Raw genomic sequence first — 15,342 nt, 5'->3', positions numbered from 1 at the left:
AATCCGTGCCCGGAGGTGGGCGCGTGGAGCCGTGGCAGTTTCCGCGGGAGGTCACGATCGCCGGGACCTGGTCCGTCCAGTACGGCAACTACGCCATGGTCGAGTTCCGCTCGACCGGCGCCGGCTTCTCCATCGTGGCGTACTCGAACGTGGTCATCGGCACCACGCGCTTCGAGCTGCCGTCCGGCACCGTGCTCGGCGATGTGCGCGGCGCCGGGGGCAGCGCGTACGAGGGGCGGCACGCGATGTACCAGCTCGCGAACGGCCAGTTCGCGCGGTGGTCGACGATGCGGCTCAACCGGGAGTCGAACTGGCGGCTCGTGGGCAGCATCTTCGACATCCACGGCGTCCTGCCGATCACCTTCCACCGGGCGGGCTGAGCCGGCCGACGCGATAGGTCACGTGCGTCGCGCCCGGGGTGTCCACGGTGTCCAGGTGGTGCAGGTCCGGGCCGGGGGCGCCGTCGAACAGGGCGGTGCCCGAGCCCAGCAGCACCGGCGCGATGTGCAGCCGCAGCCTTTCGACCAGGCCGGTGCGCAGCGACTGCTGCACGAGGGACGCGCCGCCCATGATGTGCACGCGCTTGTCGCCGGCGGCGGCCGCCGCGGCCTTGAGCGTTTCGGCCACGCCCGCGGTGATGAACGTGAACGTCGTTGCGCGCGTTCGCACAGGTTCGTGCGCGCGATGCGTCACGACGAAGACGGGCATGCCGTAGTAGCCCGCGTACGCGGGCTCCTCCCAGAACTTCGCGTGCCCGGCCCAGCCGCCGGTGTCGTCGAACACGCGGCGGCTGGTGACGAACGCGCCGGACGCGGCGAACGTCGCCTCGCTCAGGCGTGCGCCCTCGCGCTCGTCGAGCCATGCGTGCAACTGTTCGCCGCCCTTGCCCAGTCCCGGGAAGGCGTCCAGGTCCGGGCCGGTGGCGAAGCCGTCGACCGACATTGAGATGTCCGCTTCAACAAGTGCCATACCCGGGTAGACGATGCCGCGCCGGAAAGTCATCGGTGGGGTAGGAAGTTTGTGTGGACATCGCCGACCTTGCCCGCCGGTACCACCGTGAGCTGCACGTGCACTGCTACCGGATGCTCGGCTCGTTCGAGGCCGCCGAGGACCACGTGCAGGAGGTGTTCCTGCGCGCGTGGCGGTCGCGGGACGCGTTCGAGCAGCGGTCGAGTGCGCGAACGTGGCTGTATCGGATCGCGACGAACGTCTGCCTGGACACGCTGCGGCGACCGGCGCCGGCATTGCAGCCGTACCCGGACGAGCTGCTCGACGAGCGCCCCGGTCCCGACGCGCTGGCCGTCGACCGCGAGACGATCTCGCTGGCCTTCCTGGCCGCGATCCAGGTGTTGCCGGCGCGGCAACGGGCAGTACTGATGCTGCGTGATCTGTTGTCCATGTCGGCCGATGAGACGGCGGAGATCCTGGACACGACCACGCCGGCGGTGAACTCTGCGCTGCGGCGGGCTCGGGCGGCGTTGCGCGAGCGGTGGCCCGGCGGGCGGCTGGAGTGGGCACCCGTGAGCGAGCCGGACGCCGATCAGCGCGAACTGGTGCGGCGGTACATCGACGCGCACGAGAGCGCGGATCCTTCGGCGCTGATCGAGTTGCTGCGCGATGATGTCCGGTTGAGCATCGAGCCCCGCGTCGGTTCGTGGCACGGCAAGGATCGGGTGGCGCCGGCGCTGCGACGCGACATGATGTCCGAGGGGTCCTGGCGGATGCTGCCGACGGCGGCGAACCGGCAGCCGGCGGTGGCCGCGTACATCCTGCGCCCGGGCGACACCCAGTTCCGCGCGTTCGTGCTCATTCTGTTGCGCGTTTCCCGCGGTTCGGTGGTCGCCATGGACGTGTTCGAAACGCCACAACTGTTTGGCGCTTTCGGGCTGCCGTCAGTCCTCGGCACACCGGGGGCATGAGCCCGCTGCCGTGGGGGTCAGCGCGGCCCACCATGAGGCGGGGGCCCGCCGTGCGGCGGAGGCGGGGGCCCGCCATGCGGCGGCGGAGGAGGCGGCGTCCCGGGCGGTGGCGGCGGCGGAGGTGTCGTCACCAATGGCTGCGACGGCCACACGAGCAGCACCGGACAAGGCGCGTGATCCACCACGAACCGCGTATGCCGCCCCAGGCTGCGCGGCCCCACCCGAGTCCGGTCCCCGTCCCGCGCGACCACCAGCAGCTCCGCGCCCAGCTCGTTGCAGGCCGCGATCACCTCATGCTCGGTCCGCCCCCGCCGCACGGCGGTCTCGGCCGGCCGATCGAGCTGCGCCGCCGCCGCGGCCAGCAGGTCACGCTCCGCGGCATCGGACAGGGCCGCCATCGCCGGCGCCGGATCGCGGTGCCCGCGTCCCAGCAGCCCCGTCCACGCCCCGGTCACCTCCGCGGCGGCCGCCGGATCGACCACGTGCAGCAGCGTGATGCGCGCATCCGCGGGCGCCAGGCGCACGGCGGCCGAGGCCGCGGCCTCCCAGGTGCCCTCGGCAAGCCAGACGAGCACGTTCATGCACTGAGACTTGCAGAAACGCGCAAGATCCGCCACAGCAGCATGGAATCCGACATATCGCCTGTCAGAGTATAAATCCGGATATGTCGCGGCGCGCCAGCGCCCGACATATCGGGCCTAAACCCCCGCGATCCGCAGCCCGGCCCACAACGCAGCCACGGCCGCGACCAGCGCCATCGGCACGGTCAGAGCACCCAGCCGGAGAAACTGCGTGACCGAGGGAGCCGCGTCCCGAGCATGCAGGATCTGCCGCCAGAGCAACGTGGCGAGCGAGCCCACGTACGTGAGGTTCGGGCCCACGTTCACCCCGATCAGGACAGCCAGCAGCAGCCCGGGCGAGTGCTGCACCGCCGGCACCAGGACCAGCGTGGCCGGCAGGTTGTTCAGGACGTTGGCCAGCAGCGCGGCCAGGGCCGCCACCGCCAGCAGGCCCAGGAACGTCGCGTCGCCCGGGGTCAGGGCGTCGACCAGGCGGCCGAGGCCGTGGTTGCGCACGGCGAGCACGACCACGCCCAGACCGAACACGAACGCGCAGAACGCCGGGTTCGCCGCGCGCACCACCGCCGGAACGCGCAGCTTCCGCGCGATCGGCACCGCCAGCGCGAGGGAGCCGGCGACCGCGGCGAACGCCGGGTGCACGCCCAGCGGCTGGCCGACCGCGAAGCCGGCGAGGGTGAGGACCAGCACGATCAGCGCGTACCGCGGCGCCTTGATCGGGTCCGCCGCCGGTGGGGGTGAGGCCACGGCGAGGTCGGCGGCGAAGAAGCGGCGCAGGACCAGGTACTCCACCCCGACCACGGCCAGCCACGGGGCCGCCATCAGGCCGGCGAAGGCGGCGAAGCCGAGGCCGCTGGCGGCGAAGGCGAGCAGGTTGGTGAGGTTCGACACGGGCAGCAGCAGCGACGCCGAGTTGGCCAGGTGCGTGCAGGCGTAGACGTGCGGCTCCGGCCGGGCCCGGATGCGCAGCGCGGCGGCGAAGACCACCGGGGTGAGCAGGACCACCGTCGCGTCGAGGCTCAGCACCGCGGTGACCAGGGCGGCGGCCGCGAACACGGCGCCGAGCAGGCGTTTCGGCCGGCCCTGGGAGTGCTGGGCGGCCAGGTCGCCGATGTACGCGAACACGCCGTGCAGCTCCGCGAGGTACGACAGCAGCAGCACGGCGGCGAGGAAGCCCACGGTCGGGCCCAGCTCGCGCACCTCACCCCAGGCGTCGCCCCAGCTGACCAGGCCGAACAGCACCGCGAGCAGCGCCGCCGGGACCGCCGCCACGGCCTCGGGCAGGCCGAACGGGCGCGCCACGGCGAAGCCCAGCACGGCGATCAGGAGGACGACGGCGACGACCAGCACGGCGGCAGCCTACGGCCATGATCGGGGTCACGCAGCGGAGGCGTCCGCAAACCCCAAAAGGCCGCAAACGCCAAAAGGCCGCAAACCTCAAAGAACCGGAAAGAGCGTCACCAGCAGGCCGGGGTGGTCGGTCGCCTGCTGCAGGTCCAGCGCGGTGCTGCCGACGAGCCGGTGGTCGGGGGTGGCGATCACGTACTGCACGGCCCCGTCGTCCGCCCGCACGTACGCGCCGTCGGGGACGCAGCCCTGCGCGCGGTCGAGCAGGTTGAAGTCGCCCGCGGCCACCGTCGGGGCGTAGCCGGCCCGCGCGTGCAGGGCCGGGATGGCGGTCCCGAACAGGTACCGGCACTGCGCCACCGCCACCGCCGGCACCGTGTTGGCCAGGTGCGTCGTGCACGCCTGGTACGCCCCGCGCGCGTGCACGCAGACCCACGCGCGCTCCTCGGGGTCGTTGGTGTCCTGGTCCGGGTACAGCCCGCCGTTGATCACGGTCGGCCGGCGCGGGCCGGCGACGCGGGCGACCAGGCCGATCCCGTAGTCCTGTCCGTTCACGCACGCGTAGGCCCCGCCGCCGGTGCGCCGGTCGCCGGCGGGCTGGAACGCGCGCACGATCGTGTCGCCGGGGAAGATCTCCTGCAGCACGGCGCCGAGCGCGTCGACGTCGCCGGCGCAGATCTCGTTGAGGGTGACCACGTCGGGCCGGTTGGCGCGCATCGCGGCCGCGGCCACCGGGATCGCGCGGCCGCTGTAGCAGCCCGCGTACCCGCTGTCGCACAGGTTGAGCTGCAGCACCCGCAGCGGCGCCCGGGACGCCTCGCCCGGCGTGGGGGCGGCCCCGAGCACGGCGGCGACGACGCAGGCCAGCATCGCCACGGTGCGCCGCACCACGCGCCCCCTCATGCCGCGGAGTCTATCGATCGGGTTACCGTCGCGATATGCCCTCGCACGCCGCCACGCTGCTCGTGTTCGGGCGGGGCGTGGTCGAACAGGCAGGCCGGTACGTGCTCACGGCGGACAGCCTCGCGCGCGTCGCGGCGGCCGTCGCGCACACGGCGGCGGCGGGCGCACCCGAGCGGATCGTGTTCACCGGCGGCTGGGCCGGCGCCTCCGAGAACGCGCCGGAGCCGCCGCCCGGCAGCCGCGAGGGCGACCTCATGCTGCGGGCGGCCGAGGAGGCCGGCCTGTCCGAGATGACCAGGTTGTACGCCGAGACGCGCTCCACCAGCACGCTCGAGAACCTGCTCAACCTGGTCCGGGACGGGCTCGTCGGCGGCCCGTACTCGGCGAGGGAGCCGCTCGGCCTCGTCTCCCACGCGTGGCACCTGCCGCGGGTCCGGTTCCTGGCCGGCAAGATCCTCCGGCTGCGCGGCCGGGCGCTGCTCGACATCCCGGCCGACGGGCCGTGGCAGTCCGAGCGCCTGCTGCGGCTCGGCTCGCGGCTGTGCTTCCTCGGCGCCTCCCGCGACGCGACCCTGCGCCGCCGGGAACGGCTCCTCGTCGCGTTCATGCGCCGGGCCGGCGGGGTATCGACGAGGGATGATCCTGCTGCTTCCGGTGTACCGCCCGGGCTTCCACCTGCCTGAGCTGCTCACCGCCCTCGGAGGCAAGAGCCCGGCGGTCGTGGTCGACGACGGCAGCGGCCCGCGGGCGGCGGCGGTGCTGGACGCGGCCCGCGCGCTGGGCGCGACCGTGCTGCACCACCCGGCCAACCGCGGCAAGGGCGCCGCCCTCAGGACCGGGTTCGCCCACATCGCCGAGCATCACCCGGATGAGGCCGTGGTGTGCGCCGACGCCGACGGCCAGCACAGCGCCGGGGACATCGCGCGCGTCGCGGGGCACACCGAGGTCACCGGGCGGATCGCGCTGGGCGTCCGGAGGTTCGATTCCGCGGTACCGCTGCGCAGTCGTTTCGGCAACGGCGTGACCGCCGCGCTGTTCCGGGCGGCGACCGGCCGGGACCTCCGCGACACGCAGACGGGCCTGCGCGCGTTCCCGCCGGGCCTGCTGCCGTGGCTGCTGGACGTCCCGGGCGACGGCTTCGACTACGAGATGCGGGTCCTCATCGACGCCGTGCGGGCCGGCCGTCCGCTCGACGAGGTCGAGGTGGCCACCACCTACCTCGACGGCAACGCATCCTCGCACTTCGACCCGCTCGGAGACTCCGCCCAGGTGTACCGTCCGCTGCTCGAAGGGCTCATCCGGCGCTGACCCCCGCGAAGGCCAGGTCGAGCACGTCGCCGAAGCCGCCGGTGCCGTCCCAGCCCGCGTAGGCGGCGTCGAGGCAGGACAGCGCGGCGAACACCACGGCCTGCGCGGGCACGTCGCCGCCCGGCCCGTCGCCGAGCCGCGCGCGCATGATCGGGGTGAGCAGCCGCGACCACATCAGGTGCTTCTCCAGGTGCCGGGCCCGCAGGGACGCGGAGCCGTTGACGACCCGCATGACCCGGACCGTGCGCTCCGCGTTCGCCTGCGACAGCTCCACGATCGGCTGCAGGGCCGCCCGCATCGCCCGCCACGGGGACTCCCCCGCCGGCCGGGCGGCGAGGGTCTCGGCGACCAGGTGCCCGGCGGCCGCCGAGTCGCCGATGACGGCGTCCTCCTTGGCCGGGAAGTACCGGTGGAAGCTGCGCCCCGAGATGCCGGCCGCCGCGGCCACGTCGTCCACGCTGGTGGCGTCGAAGCCGCGCGCGTCGAACAGCTCGAGCGCGCGCTCGGCGATCGCCGCGCGCACCGCCGCCCGAGTCTGTTCCCGCAAGCCCACGTGATCAGGGTAACCCGCCGCCAAACTTGTCAGCCACTGACAGATTCGGCGTAGGCTGACAGTCATGCAGACACGCACACTGGGCCAGCAGGGGCTGACCGTCTCCGCGATCGGGTACGGCGCCATGGGCATCCACCTCGCCTACGGCCCGGGCGACGAGCAGGAGGGCATCGCCACCATCCGGCGGGCCCACGAGCTGGGCGTCACGTTCTTCGACACGGCCGAGCTGTACGGCTGGGGCGAGAACGAGAAGACCGTCGGGCGGGCGGTGAAGGACTTCCGCGACGAGATCGTGATCGCGACCAAGTTCGGCTTCACCCGGGACTTCGGCTTCGACAGCCGCCCGGAGCACATCCGCGAGGTCATCGACAACAGCCTGCGGTACCTCGGCGTGGACCACATCGACCTCATGTACCAGCACCGCGTGGACCCGACCGTGCCGATCGAGGACGTGGCCGGGACGGTCAAGGAGTACATCGACGCGGGCAAGGTGAAGTACTTCGGGCTCTCCGAGGCCGGCCCGGAGACGATCCGCAAGGCGCACGCCGTGCAGCCGGTCTCGGCCCTGCAGACCGAGTACTCGCTGTTCGAGCGGGACGTCGAGGCGATCTTCCCGACCCTGACCGAGCTCGGCATCGGCTTCGTGCCCTACTCGCCGCTCGGCCGCGGGTTCCTGACCGGCACCGCGAAGCCGGCCGACCAGTACGACCCGAGCGACATGCGCCGCACCGACCCGCGCTGGCAGCCCGGCAACTACGAGCGGAACCTCGAGGCGGTCGAGCGCCTGACCAAGCTGGCCGAGAGCACGGGCGCGACCGTGTCCCAGCTCGCGCTGGCCTGGCTGCTGACCCGGGGCGAGCACGTCGTGCCGATTCCGGGTACCCGCAGCGTGTCCCGGGTCGAGGAGAACACGGCGGCCGCGGACCTGGCGCTGAGCAAGGAGGACCTCGCCGCGATCGACGAGATCCTCCCCACCGGTGGCTTCGGGGCGCGCTACGCCGGTGGCCGCACGCCCACCTGGGTCTAGGGCAAACTCAGTCGTCGCCGAGCGGGTCGAGGCCCCCGACCAGTCCGGACACGCCGCAGTTCGGGGCCGACCAGAAGCGCGACGGGCGGCCGTCGACGTGGGTGTGGTCGTTGTGGTCGGGGTAGCCGGGGCCGAGGATGCCGGCGAACCCGTGGTTGCGGGCCTCCTGGGCGAGCTGGCACAGCGTCCGGGAGCCCGACACCAGGTCGGCCGCGTCGCCGTACAGGTGCCGGCTGCTGGACGCGCCCCCGACCGCGGCATTGCAGGACGTACTGCGGAATCCGCTGGTGACCGTGAGCGGCGCGTCGCCCAGGGCGTGCCGCAGAGCCTGCAGCTTCCACATCGTGACCAGGGCGTTGGCCTTGGCCGTGGCGGCGGAGACGTTGCCGCCGGCCCAGGTGCTGTTGCACTGGTTGAGCTCGCCGTAGGAGAAGTTCACCGGGGTGCAGTCGTCGTCCTGCAGGGCATAGATCTTGGCGAAGGTCTGCGGGCCGGCGATGCCGTCGGCACTCAGGCCGTACGCGCTCTGGAAGCGCTGCACGGCGGCCTTGGTGCCGGGCCCGAACTGCCCGTCGAGGGCCAGCACGCCGCCGGAGCCGGGGTAGCCGGACACCCGGATCTGCAGCTGGCGCACGGCCTCGCCGGACGAGCCCTGGGCGAGCGAGCCGCTCCAGGTGTAACAGCCGTCGGCGAGGGCCGGGGTGGCGGACACGGCGAGGACCGTGCCGGTGGTACCGAGTGCGAGCATGACCGCGGCGGCCAGGCGTCCCAGACTGAGCATGCATCGAAGTATTCAGATGTATTTATGAAACGTCAATGTCCCATGTGGACGCGGATGGCGGTGCCGGTCGGGTCGGTGCGCACCTGGACGAGGTCGCACATCTGGTGGGTCAGCAGCAGCCCGCGGCCGCGCTCGCTGGTCGGGTCGACCGGGAGCCGGCCCGCGAGGGGGTCGCGCAGGTGGCCGCCGTCGGTGACCTGGCAGACCAGGGTCTCGCCGTCGGACCACAGGTGCAGGGTGCCGCCGCCGGTGGTGTGCCGCAGCGTGTTGGTGGCCAGCTCGGTGACCACGAACTCCAGGTCGGCCGCCCGCTCCCCCGGCAGCCCGGCGGCCGCGGCGTGCTCGGCGACCGCGCGGCGCAGCAGCCGCAGGCCGCCCGCCGCGTCGTAGGCCATGGCGGCGGCGTGGGCCGGGGCGGGCAGCGGGCGGTTGTGCTCGGCCAGGGCGGCCGACGGGGCGAAGCCGGCCCCGGACTCGGCGACCCCGGCCCCGGTCAGGTGCGGGTGGGTGCGCCGGGCGTCGTGGACGTCGTCCGGATGCAGGCCCGCGATGTCGTACGGGCACAACGCCGTCCCGTCCACGCCCGCCATGGCCGCGTTGACCAGCGCCTCGTGCACGATGACGGCGGAGCGCTCGGCCCCGGTCCGCCCGACCCACATCGGCTGGCCGAGCAGGGCGGGGCGGCGGCCGGGGTGGCGGGCGCAGTACTCCAGCAGCGCCGGAATGATCCGCCCCGGGTTGCGCGAGGTGGCCTCGGCGTCCCAGAACGTCACGTCGCCGCCGGGTCCGACGCCGTCCCGGATCCGCTCCAGGTCGGCCCCGGGGACGGCGACGAGCACCGGGCGGTCCTCGTCGCGGGCGGCCCGCACGTAGGTGACGGCGGTGTCGAGGTACTCCGCGGCGCTCGCGTACAGCAGCGCGGTGTGGGCGAACCGGGTGCCGGTCATGCGAACTCCACCGGGCCGCGGCCGCACAGCTCCACGATCCGCTGCAGCGTGGGGCCCGCGCCGACGATCCGCAGCCCGCCGGAGACCGTGCCGGCCGCGCGCACCAGGGTCCGCAGCGCGCTGAGGTCGGCGAACTCGAGGCCGGTCACGTCGACCACGAGGGGCGCCCCGGCGGCCCGGGCGGCCAGGCCGGCCAGCACCGGCTCCAGGCAGCCGCCGTTGGAGGCGTCGAACTCGCCGGTGAGCCGCATCCCGAGGGGCTCGTCGGTGGCGGCGACGCGGGCCAGGGGCCGGTCGCCGTCGCCGTCGGCGTGCGCGGTGTCGGGGTGCACCCGGCCGAGCGCGCCGAGCGCGGCGGGCTCGAACCGGCGGACGTCGTACAGGCACAGCCCGATCGCGTCGGTGCCGGCGTACAGGGCGTTGATCCGGCTCTCGTACGCGAGCAGCTTGTCGTCCGCCAGGTGCCCGAGCGACCAGACCATGTCGCCGGCGAAGCGGACGCCGGTCCAGCCGTCACGGCGGGCCGCGTCGATGATCTCGACGAGCATCGCGATCCAGGCGCCGGCGTCGAACGGGCGGGTCCGGTCGACCGGCTCCGAGGTGAACTGGCCGGTGCGCCGGGCCGCGGCCGCGCCCGGAACGTCGGGTTCGGCGGCGTCCGCGCGGTAATGCACGATCTTCTGGCCGGCGCGCACGCCGCCCGCGATGTATCCGGCCAGGGCCGCGCGGTGGGCGGCATCGTCGGAGTACCGCCAGCAGACGTGGTCGCCGGGGGCAAGGTCGGCGGCGCTCGGTGCATGCGCCCTCATATCACCAGGATAATGGCTCAGACCGGCAGCTTCGAGCGCGGCATCGACGGCTGCGGGCGCGCGAACAGGTAGCCCTGGGCCTGGCCGCAGTGCAGGGCGCGCAGCCGGGCCGCCTGCCCCTCGTCCTCGACGCCCTCGGCGACGCAGGTCAGGCCCAGGCCGTGGGCGAGCCCGACGATGGCCTCGACGAGCACCGCGGAGCCGTCGACCCCGTCCAGGTCGCACACGAACGAGCGGTCGATCTTGATGATGTCGACGGGCAGGCGGCGCAGGTAGGACAGGGAGGAGTACCCGACGCCGAAGTCGTCCAGGGCCACCCGGACCCCGAGCCGGCGCAGCTCGCCCAGGCTCCGCGCGGCCGCGTCCAGGTTGTCCACCAGCGCCGTCTCGGTGACCTCGATCACCAGGGCGTCGGCGGGCACCCCGTGCGCGGTGAGCTCGCGGCGGACGTCGGCGGCCAGGGTACCCGCGGCCAGGTACTCGGCCGACACGTTGACGTGCACGTGGTGCTCCGGCTCGACGGCCCGGTGCGCGGCGAGGGTGCCGACCGCCTCGGCGAGCACCCAGCGGTCGAGCGCCGGCAGCAGCCCGGCGGCGCGGGCGGCGGGCAGGAACTGGTCCGGGGCGACGAGGCCGAGGCGCGGATGCTGCCAGCGGACCAGGGCCTCCGCGCCGACGGTACCGCCGGCGGCGAGGTCGACGATCGGCTGGTACACGAGACGCAGCTGACCGCCGGGAACCGCCGCGCGCAGGTCCTCCTCCAGCATCCGCCGCTGCTGCAGGCGGGCCGCGAGCTCGTCGTCGAAGATCCGGTAGCCGCCCTTGTCGAGCTCCTTGGCCTGGTAGAGGGCGGCGTCGGCGTCGCGCAGGAGGGTCTCGCCGTCGCCGCCGGAGCGGGCCCCGGCCACGCCGATGCTGGCCCGCAGCTCGACGTGGCCCTCGCTGAGGCGCACCGGGGCCGAGAAGCGGGCGAGGATGTCGCGGGCCAGGGCGGTACCGCTGCCGGCTCTGGAAATGAGCACGGCGAACTCGTCGCCGCCGAGGCGGGCCGGGGTCGCCCCGTCGCCCAGCGGAACGGTCGCCGCCCGCAGCCGCCGGGCGGTCTCCCGCAGCAGCTCGTCACCGGCGGCGTGCCCGCGCGTGTCGTTGACCGCCTTGAACCCGTCGAGGTCGACCAGCAGCAGGGTGGCGCCGGGGCCGGCCCCGTCCAGCGCGGCCTGCAGCCCGGCCCGGTTCGGAAGACCCGTCAGCGGATCGTGTACCGCGTCGTGCGCGAACCGCACCCGCTCGCGCTCCAGGTCGCGGGCGAGGGCGGCGTTCGTGCGCAGCGCGAAGAACTGGCGGCCGAGCACGCCGCCGAGCATGAGCACGGCGGCCGCGATGACCTCCGGGTCCAGCCGGCCGCTCATCGCCGGGTGCACGGCGGCCGCGACGAAGCCGGCGACCGGCAGGTACGGCAGCGCCGAGCCCGAGGACGCCGAGGCCTCGGCGCGGGCGACGGACTCGGTGCGCTCCGGGAGCCGCAGGAGCGGGGAGACGGCCAGGAGCGCCACCGCGAGCACGTAGCCGCCGCGGGTCCAGGGCTCGTACCAGTCGCCGGAGTCCGCCGCCCAGGCCGCGATCTCGACCAGCAGGGTGACGGTGAGCACGACGACGCCGCCGCTCATGACGGTGAGCGCGTTGCCGCGGCGCAGCGGCTGCCCGGCCAGCACCGTGAAGCCCGTGGACAGCACGGCGATCGCGCCGAGCGGGTAGGCCATGTCGACCAGCGCGCCCATGGAGTCGCCGGTGACCCGGGTGAGCGGGGCCAGGATGAGCAGCCAGCCGACGCCGAAGAAGCCGCTGACCGCGACCAGCCCGTCGAGCGCCATCCGCACCTTGCCGGCGGCGCTGCGCGGTGCGGTCGGCACGGAGCACATCGCGATCACGGCCAGCGCGAGCGCGGAGAAGTTGGTGATGTCGGCGAGGTTGCTGTGGGCCCCGATGCTGCCGGTGATGAGCGTGGGCACGCCGACCGCCCACTCGCCGCAGGCCCAGAGGGCCAGCCCGGCGCCGGTGAGCCACCAGACCCTGGGCACCCGGCCGCGCCCGCGCCAGGCGTAGCCCGCGTGCCAGGCGGCGCCGCCCGTGGTCAGCACCATCATGCAGACGCTGTAGAGGCGCAGCATGGTGGCGCCACCGAGATGCAGGCCGGCCTCGGCCGCGGCGAGCAGCACGATCCCGGCCACGACGGCGAGCCGGGTCCGATTCACCTCGATCAGATCGGCGCGCGCCCGGCCCAGCTGAGGTGTGGTGGCTGTGAGTTAGGCCCTGTCCTGTCGGGCAGGTCGAGCCGCGGGCCGGCCGCGCGTAGCGGCCGGGCCGCCCTTGGCGTCGGAATCTGGGCCCGTCGCAGGCCGGCATGATCGGCAGGACAGGGCCTAAGCCAACACCAGCGCGGCCTCGCGCAGCAGCCTTCGGGCGAGGACCTTGCGATCCTCGTCGTCGAGCCCCGGAAGGTCCCCGACCCGGTGCGGGCGGCCGTCCAGCACGGTGCGCAACGCGTCCGCGCAGGACTCGGGCAGGTGCAACGTGCGGTCCGGCAGGTGTACCGCGACCCGCCCGCCCGAGGGGTCGTCGAGCCGGAACGGCAGCCCGGGCCGGGCCGCGACCCGGACATCCGGGCCGAGGCCGGGCAGGGCGGCGGCCTGGGCGACCGGGCGCAGCGGGGCCGGCCGGGCCCCCGCCCACGCGTCCCGGCGCAGCTCGGCCGCGAGGTCCTCGGGCGTGAGCGCGTCGAGCCACTCGTGCAGGGCGGCGACGGTGTCGGCCAGTGCCGGCGCGACGGACTTGGCGTCGGCCGGGTCGAGCCCCATCGGCAGCCCGGCCCGCAGCGCCGGCGCGGTCGCGGCCAGCCGGGCGAGCGCGTCGACGAGCGTGAGCCGGGTCGGGGCGTGGATGCCGACGGTCAGGTGCAGCGACCACTCCCCCTCGGTCGTCGCCGCGTGCACCCACCCGCGGGGCAGGTACAGCGCGTCGCCCGGGGCCAGCACCGCGTCGATCTCGGGCGCGGCGCCGGCGGCCGCGGCGACCTCCTCGGCCACGCCGCCCCACGGCTGGCGGGGCACCGGCGCGTCGAGCACGGGCGCGTGCACCCGCCACCGCTTGTGCCCGCTGACCTGCAGGACGAACACGCCGTGGGTGTCGTAGTGCGGGTCGAAGCCGCGGCTGCCGGGCGGGGTGAGGTACGCGTTGATCTGGACCGGCGTGCCGAGCTCCCGGCGCAGGGCGGCGGCGAACCCCACGAGCGGGGGCCACATGCGGTGCAGGCCCTGCAGGACCAGGGTGGCCCCGTCGGCCAGCAGCGCCAGGACCTTCTCGTCGTGCACCTGGTCGGCGATCTCGGCACCCGCCCCGCCGCCGCCGGTGTAGCGGGCGGCCGGGATGACCTGGCCGTCCTTGGCCATCCGCACGAACGGGGTGCGCAGGGCCCGGCCGCCGAGGAGCTCGTCGACGCCGTCGAGGGAGAGCAGGTCGCGATAGTCGCCGTGGGCGGGGGTCAGCAGCGGGAGGCGGTCCCAGTACCGCTCGGCGAACTCCTCTTTCGCGACCGGGACGCACCGCGCCAGCGACGATCCGGAGCCATCCTCGATCATCGCGGTCTCCTCCTGGGCACGTCCGGACGGGGGTGACTCGGGGTTACCCACGCCGGACGGTCCCAATCGGATGCGGTGCTCAGCCCTCGATCGATGCCGCCGCTTGACGCAGGCGGGCGGCGGTGCGCTGGGCGCCCAGGGCCACCATCGTGTCGTCCAGGGGCGGCGAGACGGGCTTGCCGACCAGGGCCAGGCGGGCCGTCATGAACGAGCGGCGCCGGTTGAACCCGGACTCGGCCACGACCCGGTCGAGGGTGGCGGTGATCTGCTCCTTCTCGAACGGGTCGAGCTGCTCGAGGTTCTTGGCGAACGCCTCCAGCACCGCGCGCGCGTCGTCGGCGGGCAGGCCGTGCTTGGCCAGGTCGGCCGGCTGGACCGTCACGGTGTCGGCGGCGAGCCACTCCAGCTGCTCCGGCAGCTCGGCGAGCTTCTTGGTCCGTTCCCGCAGCGGTACGACCAGTGAGCGCACGTCCTCGCTCGTCAGCCCGGCCGGCAGGAACGGCCCGGCGGCCCGGAGGAACGCGTCGTCGTCCAGGGTGCGCAGGTAGTGGCCGTTGAGCCAGTTCAGCTTGTCGATGTCGAAGACCGGCCCGACGGGGTTGACCCGGGCGAAGTCGAACGACTCCACCATCTCGTCGAACGTGAAGATCTCCCGCCCGTCCGGCATCGAGTAGCCCATCAGGGCCAGGAAGTTGACGAGCGCCTCCGGGAGGTACCCCTCCTCCTGGAACCACTTGAGCCGCGCGGCCGGGTTCTTGCGCTTGGAGATCTTCGAGCGGTCGATGTTGCGCAGCAGCGGCATGTGCGCGTAGATCGGCGGGGTCCAGCCGAGCCACGTGTACAGCAGGATGTGCTTGGCGGTGGAGCTGATCCACTCCTCGCCGCGGATGACGTGGGTGACGCCCATCGCGTTGTCGTCGACGACCACGGCCAGGTGGTACGTCGGGAACCCGTCCGCCTTCAGGATGACCTGGTCGTCCGGCTCCGGCGGCGTGATCTTGCCGCGGATGAGGTCCTCGAACGAGATCTTGGCGTCGTTCGGCACCAGCATCCGGATCACTGGCACGTCGGTGAAGCCGGGCAGCTCGGCGCGCTCCTCGCGGGTCTTGCCGTAGCACATCCGGTCGTACCCGGTCGGGATCTTCAGCTGCTGCTGGCGGGTGCGCATCTGGGTGAGCCGCTCGGACGAGCACCAGCACTGGTAGGCGTGCCCGTCGGCGACGAGCCGCTCGGCGACCTCGCGGTAGCTGGGCAGCCGCTCGGACTGCCGGTAGGGCGCGGCGGGCCCGCCGACGTCCGGCCCCTGGTCCCAGGCGAACCCGAGCCAGTGCAGGGTGTCGAAGACCTGTTCCTCGCTGCCCTCGATGTAGCGCGTGCGGTCGGTGTCCTCGATGCGCAGGATGAACTCGCCGCCGTGCTTGCGCGCGAACGCCTCGTTGAACAGCGCGGCGTACGCGGTCCCGACGTGCGGATCCCCGGTCGGCGACGGGGCGATGCGGGTGCGTACCTCGGAAGTGCTCACCGTCCGAATTTAG

16 protein-coding genes are annotated in these 15,342 nt (G+C 73.8%); 5 read left to right on the top strand and 11 right to left on the bottom strand.

Features of this window, described 5'->3' with window-relative positions:
- The first annotated feature begins 23 nt into the window (after nt 1-23).
- A complete protein-coding gene (locus tag ACQPZ4_RS17690; RefSeq protein WP_433061997.1) occupies nt 24-380 on the top strand; it encodes a hypothetical protein in 357 nt (118 codons plus the stop codon).
- Here the strand turns inward: ACQPZ4_RS17690 and ACQPZ4_RS17685 are convergent.
- On the bottom strand, nt 358-969 hold the full coding sequence (locus ACQPZ4_RS17685; RefSeq protein WP_433061994.1) for a dihydrofolate reductase family protein: 612 nt from the start codon (nt 967-969) through the stop codon (nt 358-360). The genes ACQPZ4_RS17690 and ACQPZ4_RS17685 overlap by 23 nt on opposite strands.
- A gap of 113 nt (nt 970-1,082) precedes the next feature.
- Between ACQPZ4_RS17685 and ACQPZ4_RS17680 the strand changes: the two genes are divergently transcribed.
- A complete protein-coding gene (locus ACQPZ4_RS17680; protein ID WP_433061991.1) occupies nt 1,083-1,919 on the top strand; it encodes a sigma-70 family RNA polymerase sigma factor in 837 nt (278 codons plus the stop codon).
- A 17-nt stretch (nt 1,920-1,936) separates the two neighbouring features.
- On the opposite strand, the gene ACQPZ4_RS17675 is transcribed toward ACQPZ4_RS17680, so the two are convergent.
- The 3 genes from ACQPZ4_RS17675 to ACQPZ4_RS17665 form a co-directional block, all read right to left on the bottom strand.
- Nucleotides 1,937-2,500: a universal stress protein gene (locus ACQPZ4_RS17675; protein ID WP_433061988.1), complete on the bottom strand. Its 564-nt coding sequence runs from the start codon at nt 2,498-2,500 to the stop codon at nt 1,937-1,939.
- 117 nt (nt 2,501-2,617) lie between these two features.
- A complete protein-coding gene (locus tag ACQPZ4_RS17670; protein ID WP_433061985.1) occupies nt 2,618-3,847 on the bottom strand; it encodes an SLC13 family permease in 1,230 nt (409 codons plus the stop codon).
- An 87-nt stretch (nt 3,848-3,934) separates the two neighbouring features.
- A complete protein-coding gene (locus ACQPZ4_RS17665; protein ID WP_433061982.1) occupies nt 3,935-4,747 on the bottom strand; it encodes an endonuclease/exonuclease/phosphatase family protein in 813 nt (270 codons plus the stop codon).
- Between the two features lie 35 nt (nt 4,748-4,782).
- Here ACQPZ4_RS17665 and ACQPZ4_RS17660 point away from each other — a divergent pair, with 35 nt between their 5' ends.
- Entirely contained in the window at nt 4,783-5,430 is a 648-nt protein-coding gene (locus ACQPZ4_RS17660; protein WP_433061979.1) for a YdcF family protein, read from the top strand.
- Nucleotides 5,384-6,055 carry a glycosyltransferase family 2 protein gene (locus tag ACQPZ4_RS17655; RefSeq protein ID WP_433061976.1) on the top strand — a complete coding sequence of 224 codons (672 nt, stop codon included), beginning with the start codon at nt 5,384-5,386 and terminating at the stop codon, nt 6,053-6,055. Before ACQPZ4_RS17660 ends, ACQPZ4_RS17655 begins: the two co-directional genes overlap by 47 nt.
- Here ACQPZ4_RS17655 and ACQPZ4_RS17650 read toward each other — a convergent pair.
- Entirely contained in the window at nt 6,042-6,608 is a 567-nt protein-coding gene (locus tag ACQPZ4_RS17650; RefSeq protein ID WP_433061973.1) for a TetR family transcriptional regulator, read from the bottom strand. The genes ACQPZ4_RS17655 and ACQPZ4_RS17650 overlap by 14 nt on opposite strands.
- A 64-nt stretch (nt 6,609-6,672) precedes the next feature.
- Here ACQPZ4_RS17650 and ACQPZ4_RS17645 point away from each other — a divergent pair, with 64 nt between their 5' ends.
- Nucleotides 6,673-7,635 carry an aldo/keto reductase gene (locus ACQPZ4_RS17645; RefSeq protein ID WP_433061970.1) on the top strand — a complete coding sequence of 321 codons (963 nt, stop codon included), beginning with the start codon at nt 6,673-6,675 and terminating at the stop codon, nt 7,633-7,635.
- A 7-nt stretch (nt 7,636-7,642) separates the two neighbouring features.
- On the opposite strand, the gene ACQPZ4_RS17640 is transcribed toward ACQPZ4_RS17645, so the two are convergent.
- The 6 genes from ACQPZ4_RS17640 to gltX all read right to left on the bottom strand — a co-directional run bounded on the left by ACQPZ4_RS17640 (nt 7,643) and on the right by gltX (nt 15,329).
- Nucleotides 7,643-8,416, bottom strand: coding sequence for a D-Ala-D-Ala carboxypeptidase family metallohydrolase (locus ACQPZ4_RS17640; RefSeq protein WP_433061967.1), 774 nt, complete (start codon nt 8,414-8,416; stop codon nt 7,643-7,645).
- A 32-nt stretch (nt 8,417-8,448) separates the two neighbouring features.
- Nucleotides 8,449-9,363: an anti-sigma factor RsbA family regulatory protein gene (locus ACQPZ4_RS17635; protein ID WP_433061964.1), complete on the bottom strand. Its 915-nt coding sequence runs from the start codon at nt 9,361-9,363 to the stop codon at nt 8,449-8,451.
- Entirely contained in the window at nt 9,360-10,172 is an 813-nt protein-coding gene (locus tag ACQPZ4_RS17630) for an MEDS domain-containing protein (RefSeq protein ID WP_433061962.1), read from the bottom strand. The genes ACQPZ4_RS17635 and ACQPZ4_RS17630 overlap by 4 nt, the downstream gene beginning before the upstream one ends.
- 17 nt (nt 10,173-10,189) lie before the next feature.
- On the bottom strand, nt 10,190-12,424 hold the full coding sequence (locus tag ACQPZ4_RS17625; protein ID WP_433061959.1) for a putative bifunctional diguanylate cyclase/phosphodiesterase: 2,235 nt from the start codon (nt 12,422-12,424) through the stop codon (nt 10,190-10,192).
- A 168-nt stretch (nt 12,425-12,592) separates the two neighbouring features.
- Complete coding sequence (locus tag ACQPZ4_RS17620) at nt 12,593-13,807, bottom strand: cupin domain-containing protein (RefSeq protein ID WP_433061958.1); 1,215 nt, start codon at nt 13,805-13,807, stop codon at nt 12,593-12,595.
- 79 nt (nt 13,808-13,886) lie between these two features.
- Nucleotides 13,887-15,329, bottom strand: coding sequence for a glutamate--tRNA ligase (gene gltX, locus ACQPZ4_RS17615; protein ID WP_433061955.1), 1,443 nt, complete (start codon nt 15,327-15,329; stop codon nt 13,887-13,889).
- Nucleotides 15,330-15,342: the final 13 nt, after the last annotated feature.

Source organism: Dactylosporangium sp. CS-033363, assembly GCF_050942475.1.
Taxonomy (GTDB): domain Bacteria; phylum Actinomycetota; class Actinomycetes; order Mycobacteriales; family Micromonosporaceae; genus Dactylosporangium.
This window is presented reverse-complemented; position numbering and strand designations above follow the sequence as displayed.

Bases quoted from the DNA above. Each gene is read 5' to 3' on its own strand.
- ACQPZ4_RS17685 (WP_433061994.1), bottom strand. From the start codon at position 969: ATGGCACTTGTTGAAGCGGACATCTCAATGTCGGTCGACGGCTTCGCC.
- ACQPZ4_RS17680 (WP_433061991.1), top strand. From the start codon at position 1,083: ATGCTCGGCTCGTTCGAGGCCGCCGAGGACCACGTGCAGGAGGTGTTC.
- ACQPZ4_RS17675 (WP_433061988.1), bottom strand. From the start codon at position 2,500: ATGAACGTGCTCGTCTGGCTTGCCGAGGGCACCTGGGAGGCCGCGGCC.
- ACQPZ4_RS17665 (WP_433061982.1), bottom strand. From the start codon at position 4,747: ATGAGGGGGCGCGTGGTGCGGCGCACCGTGGCGATGCTGGCCTGCGTC.
- ACQPZ4_RS17660 (WP_433061979.1), top strand. From the start codon at position 4,783: ATGCCCTCGCACGCCGCCACGCTGCTCGTGTTCGGGCGGGGCGTGGTC.
- ACQPZ4_RS17655 (WP_433061976.1), top strand. From the start codon at position 5,384: ATGATCCTGCTGCTTCCGGTGTACCGCCCGGGCTTCCACCTGCCTGAG.
- ACQPZ4_RS17645 (WP_433061970.1), top strand. From the start codon at position 6,673: ATGCAGACACGCACACTGGGCCAGCAGGGGCTGACCGTCTCCGCGATC.
- ACQPZ4_RS17640 (WP_433061967.1), bottom strand. From the start codon at position 8,416: ATGCTCAGTCTGGGACGCCTGGCCGCCGCGGTCATGCTCGCACTCGGT.
- ACQPZ4_RS17635 (WP_433061964.1), bottom strand. From the start codon at position 9,363: ATGACCGGCACCCGGTTCGCCCACACCGCGCTGCTGTACGCGAGCGCC.
- ACQPZ4_RS17630 (WP_433061962.1), bottom strand. From the start codon at position 10,172: ATGAGGGCGCATGCACCGAGCGCCGCCGACCTTGCCCCCGGCGACCAC.
- ACQPZ4_RS17620 (WP_433061958.1), bottom strand. From the start codon at position 13,807: ATGATCGAGGATGGCTCCGGATCGTCGCTGGCGCGGTGCGTCCCGGTC.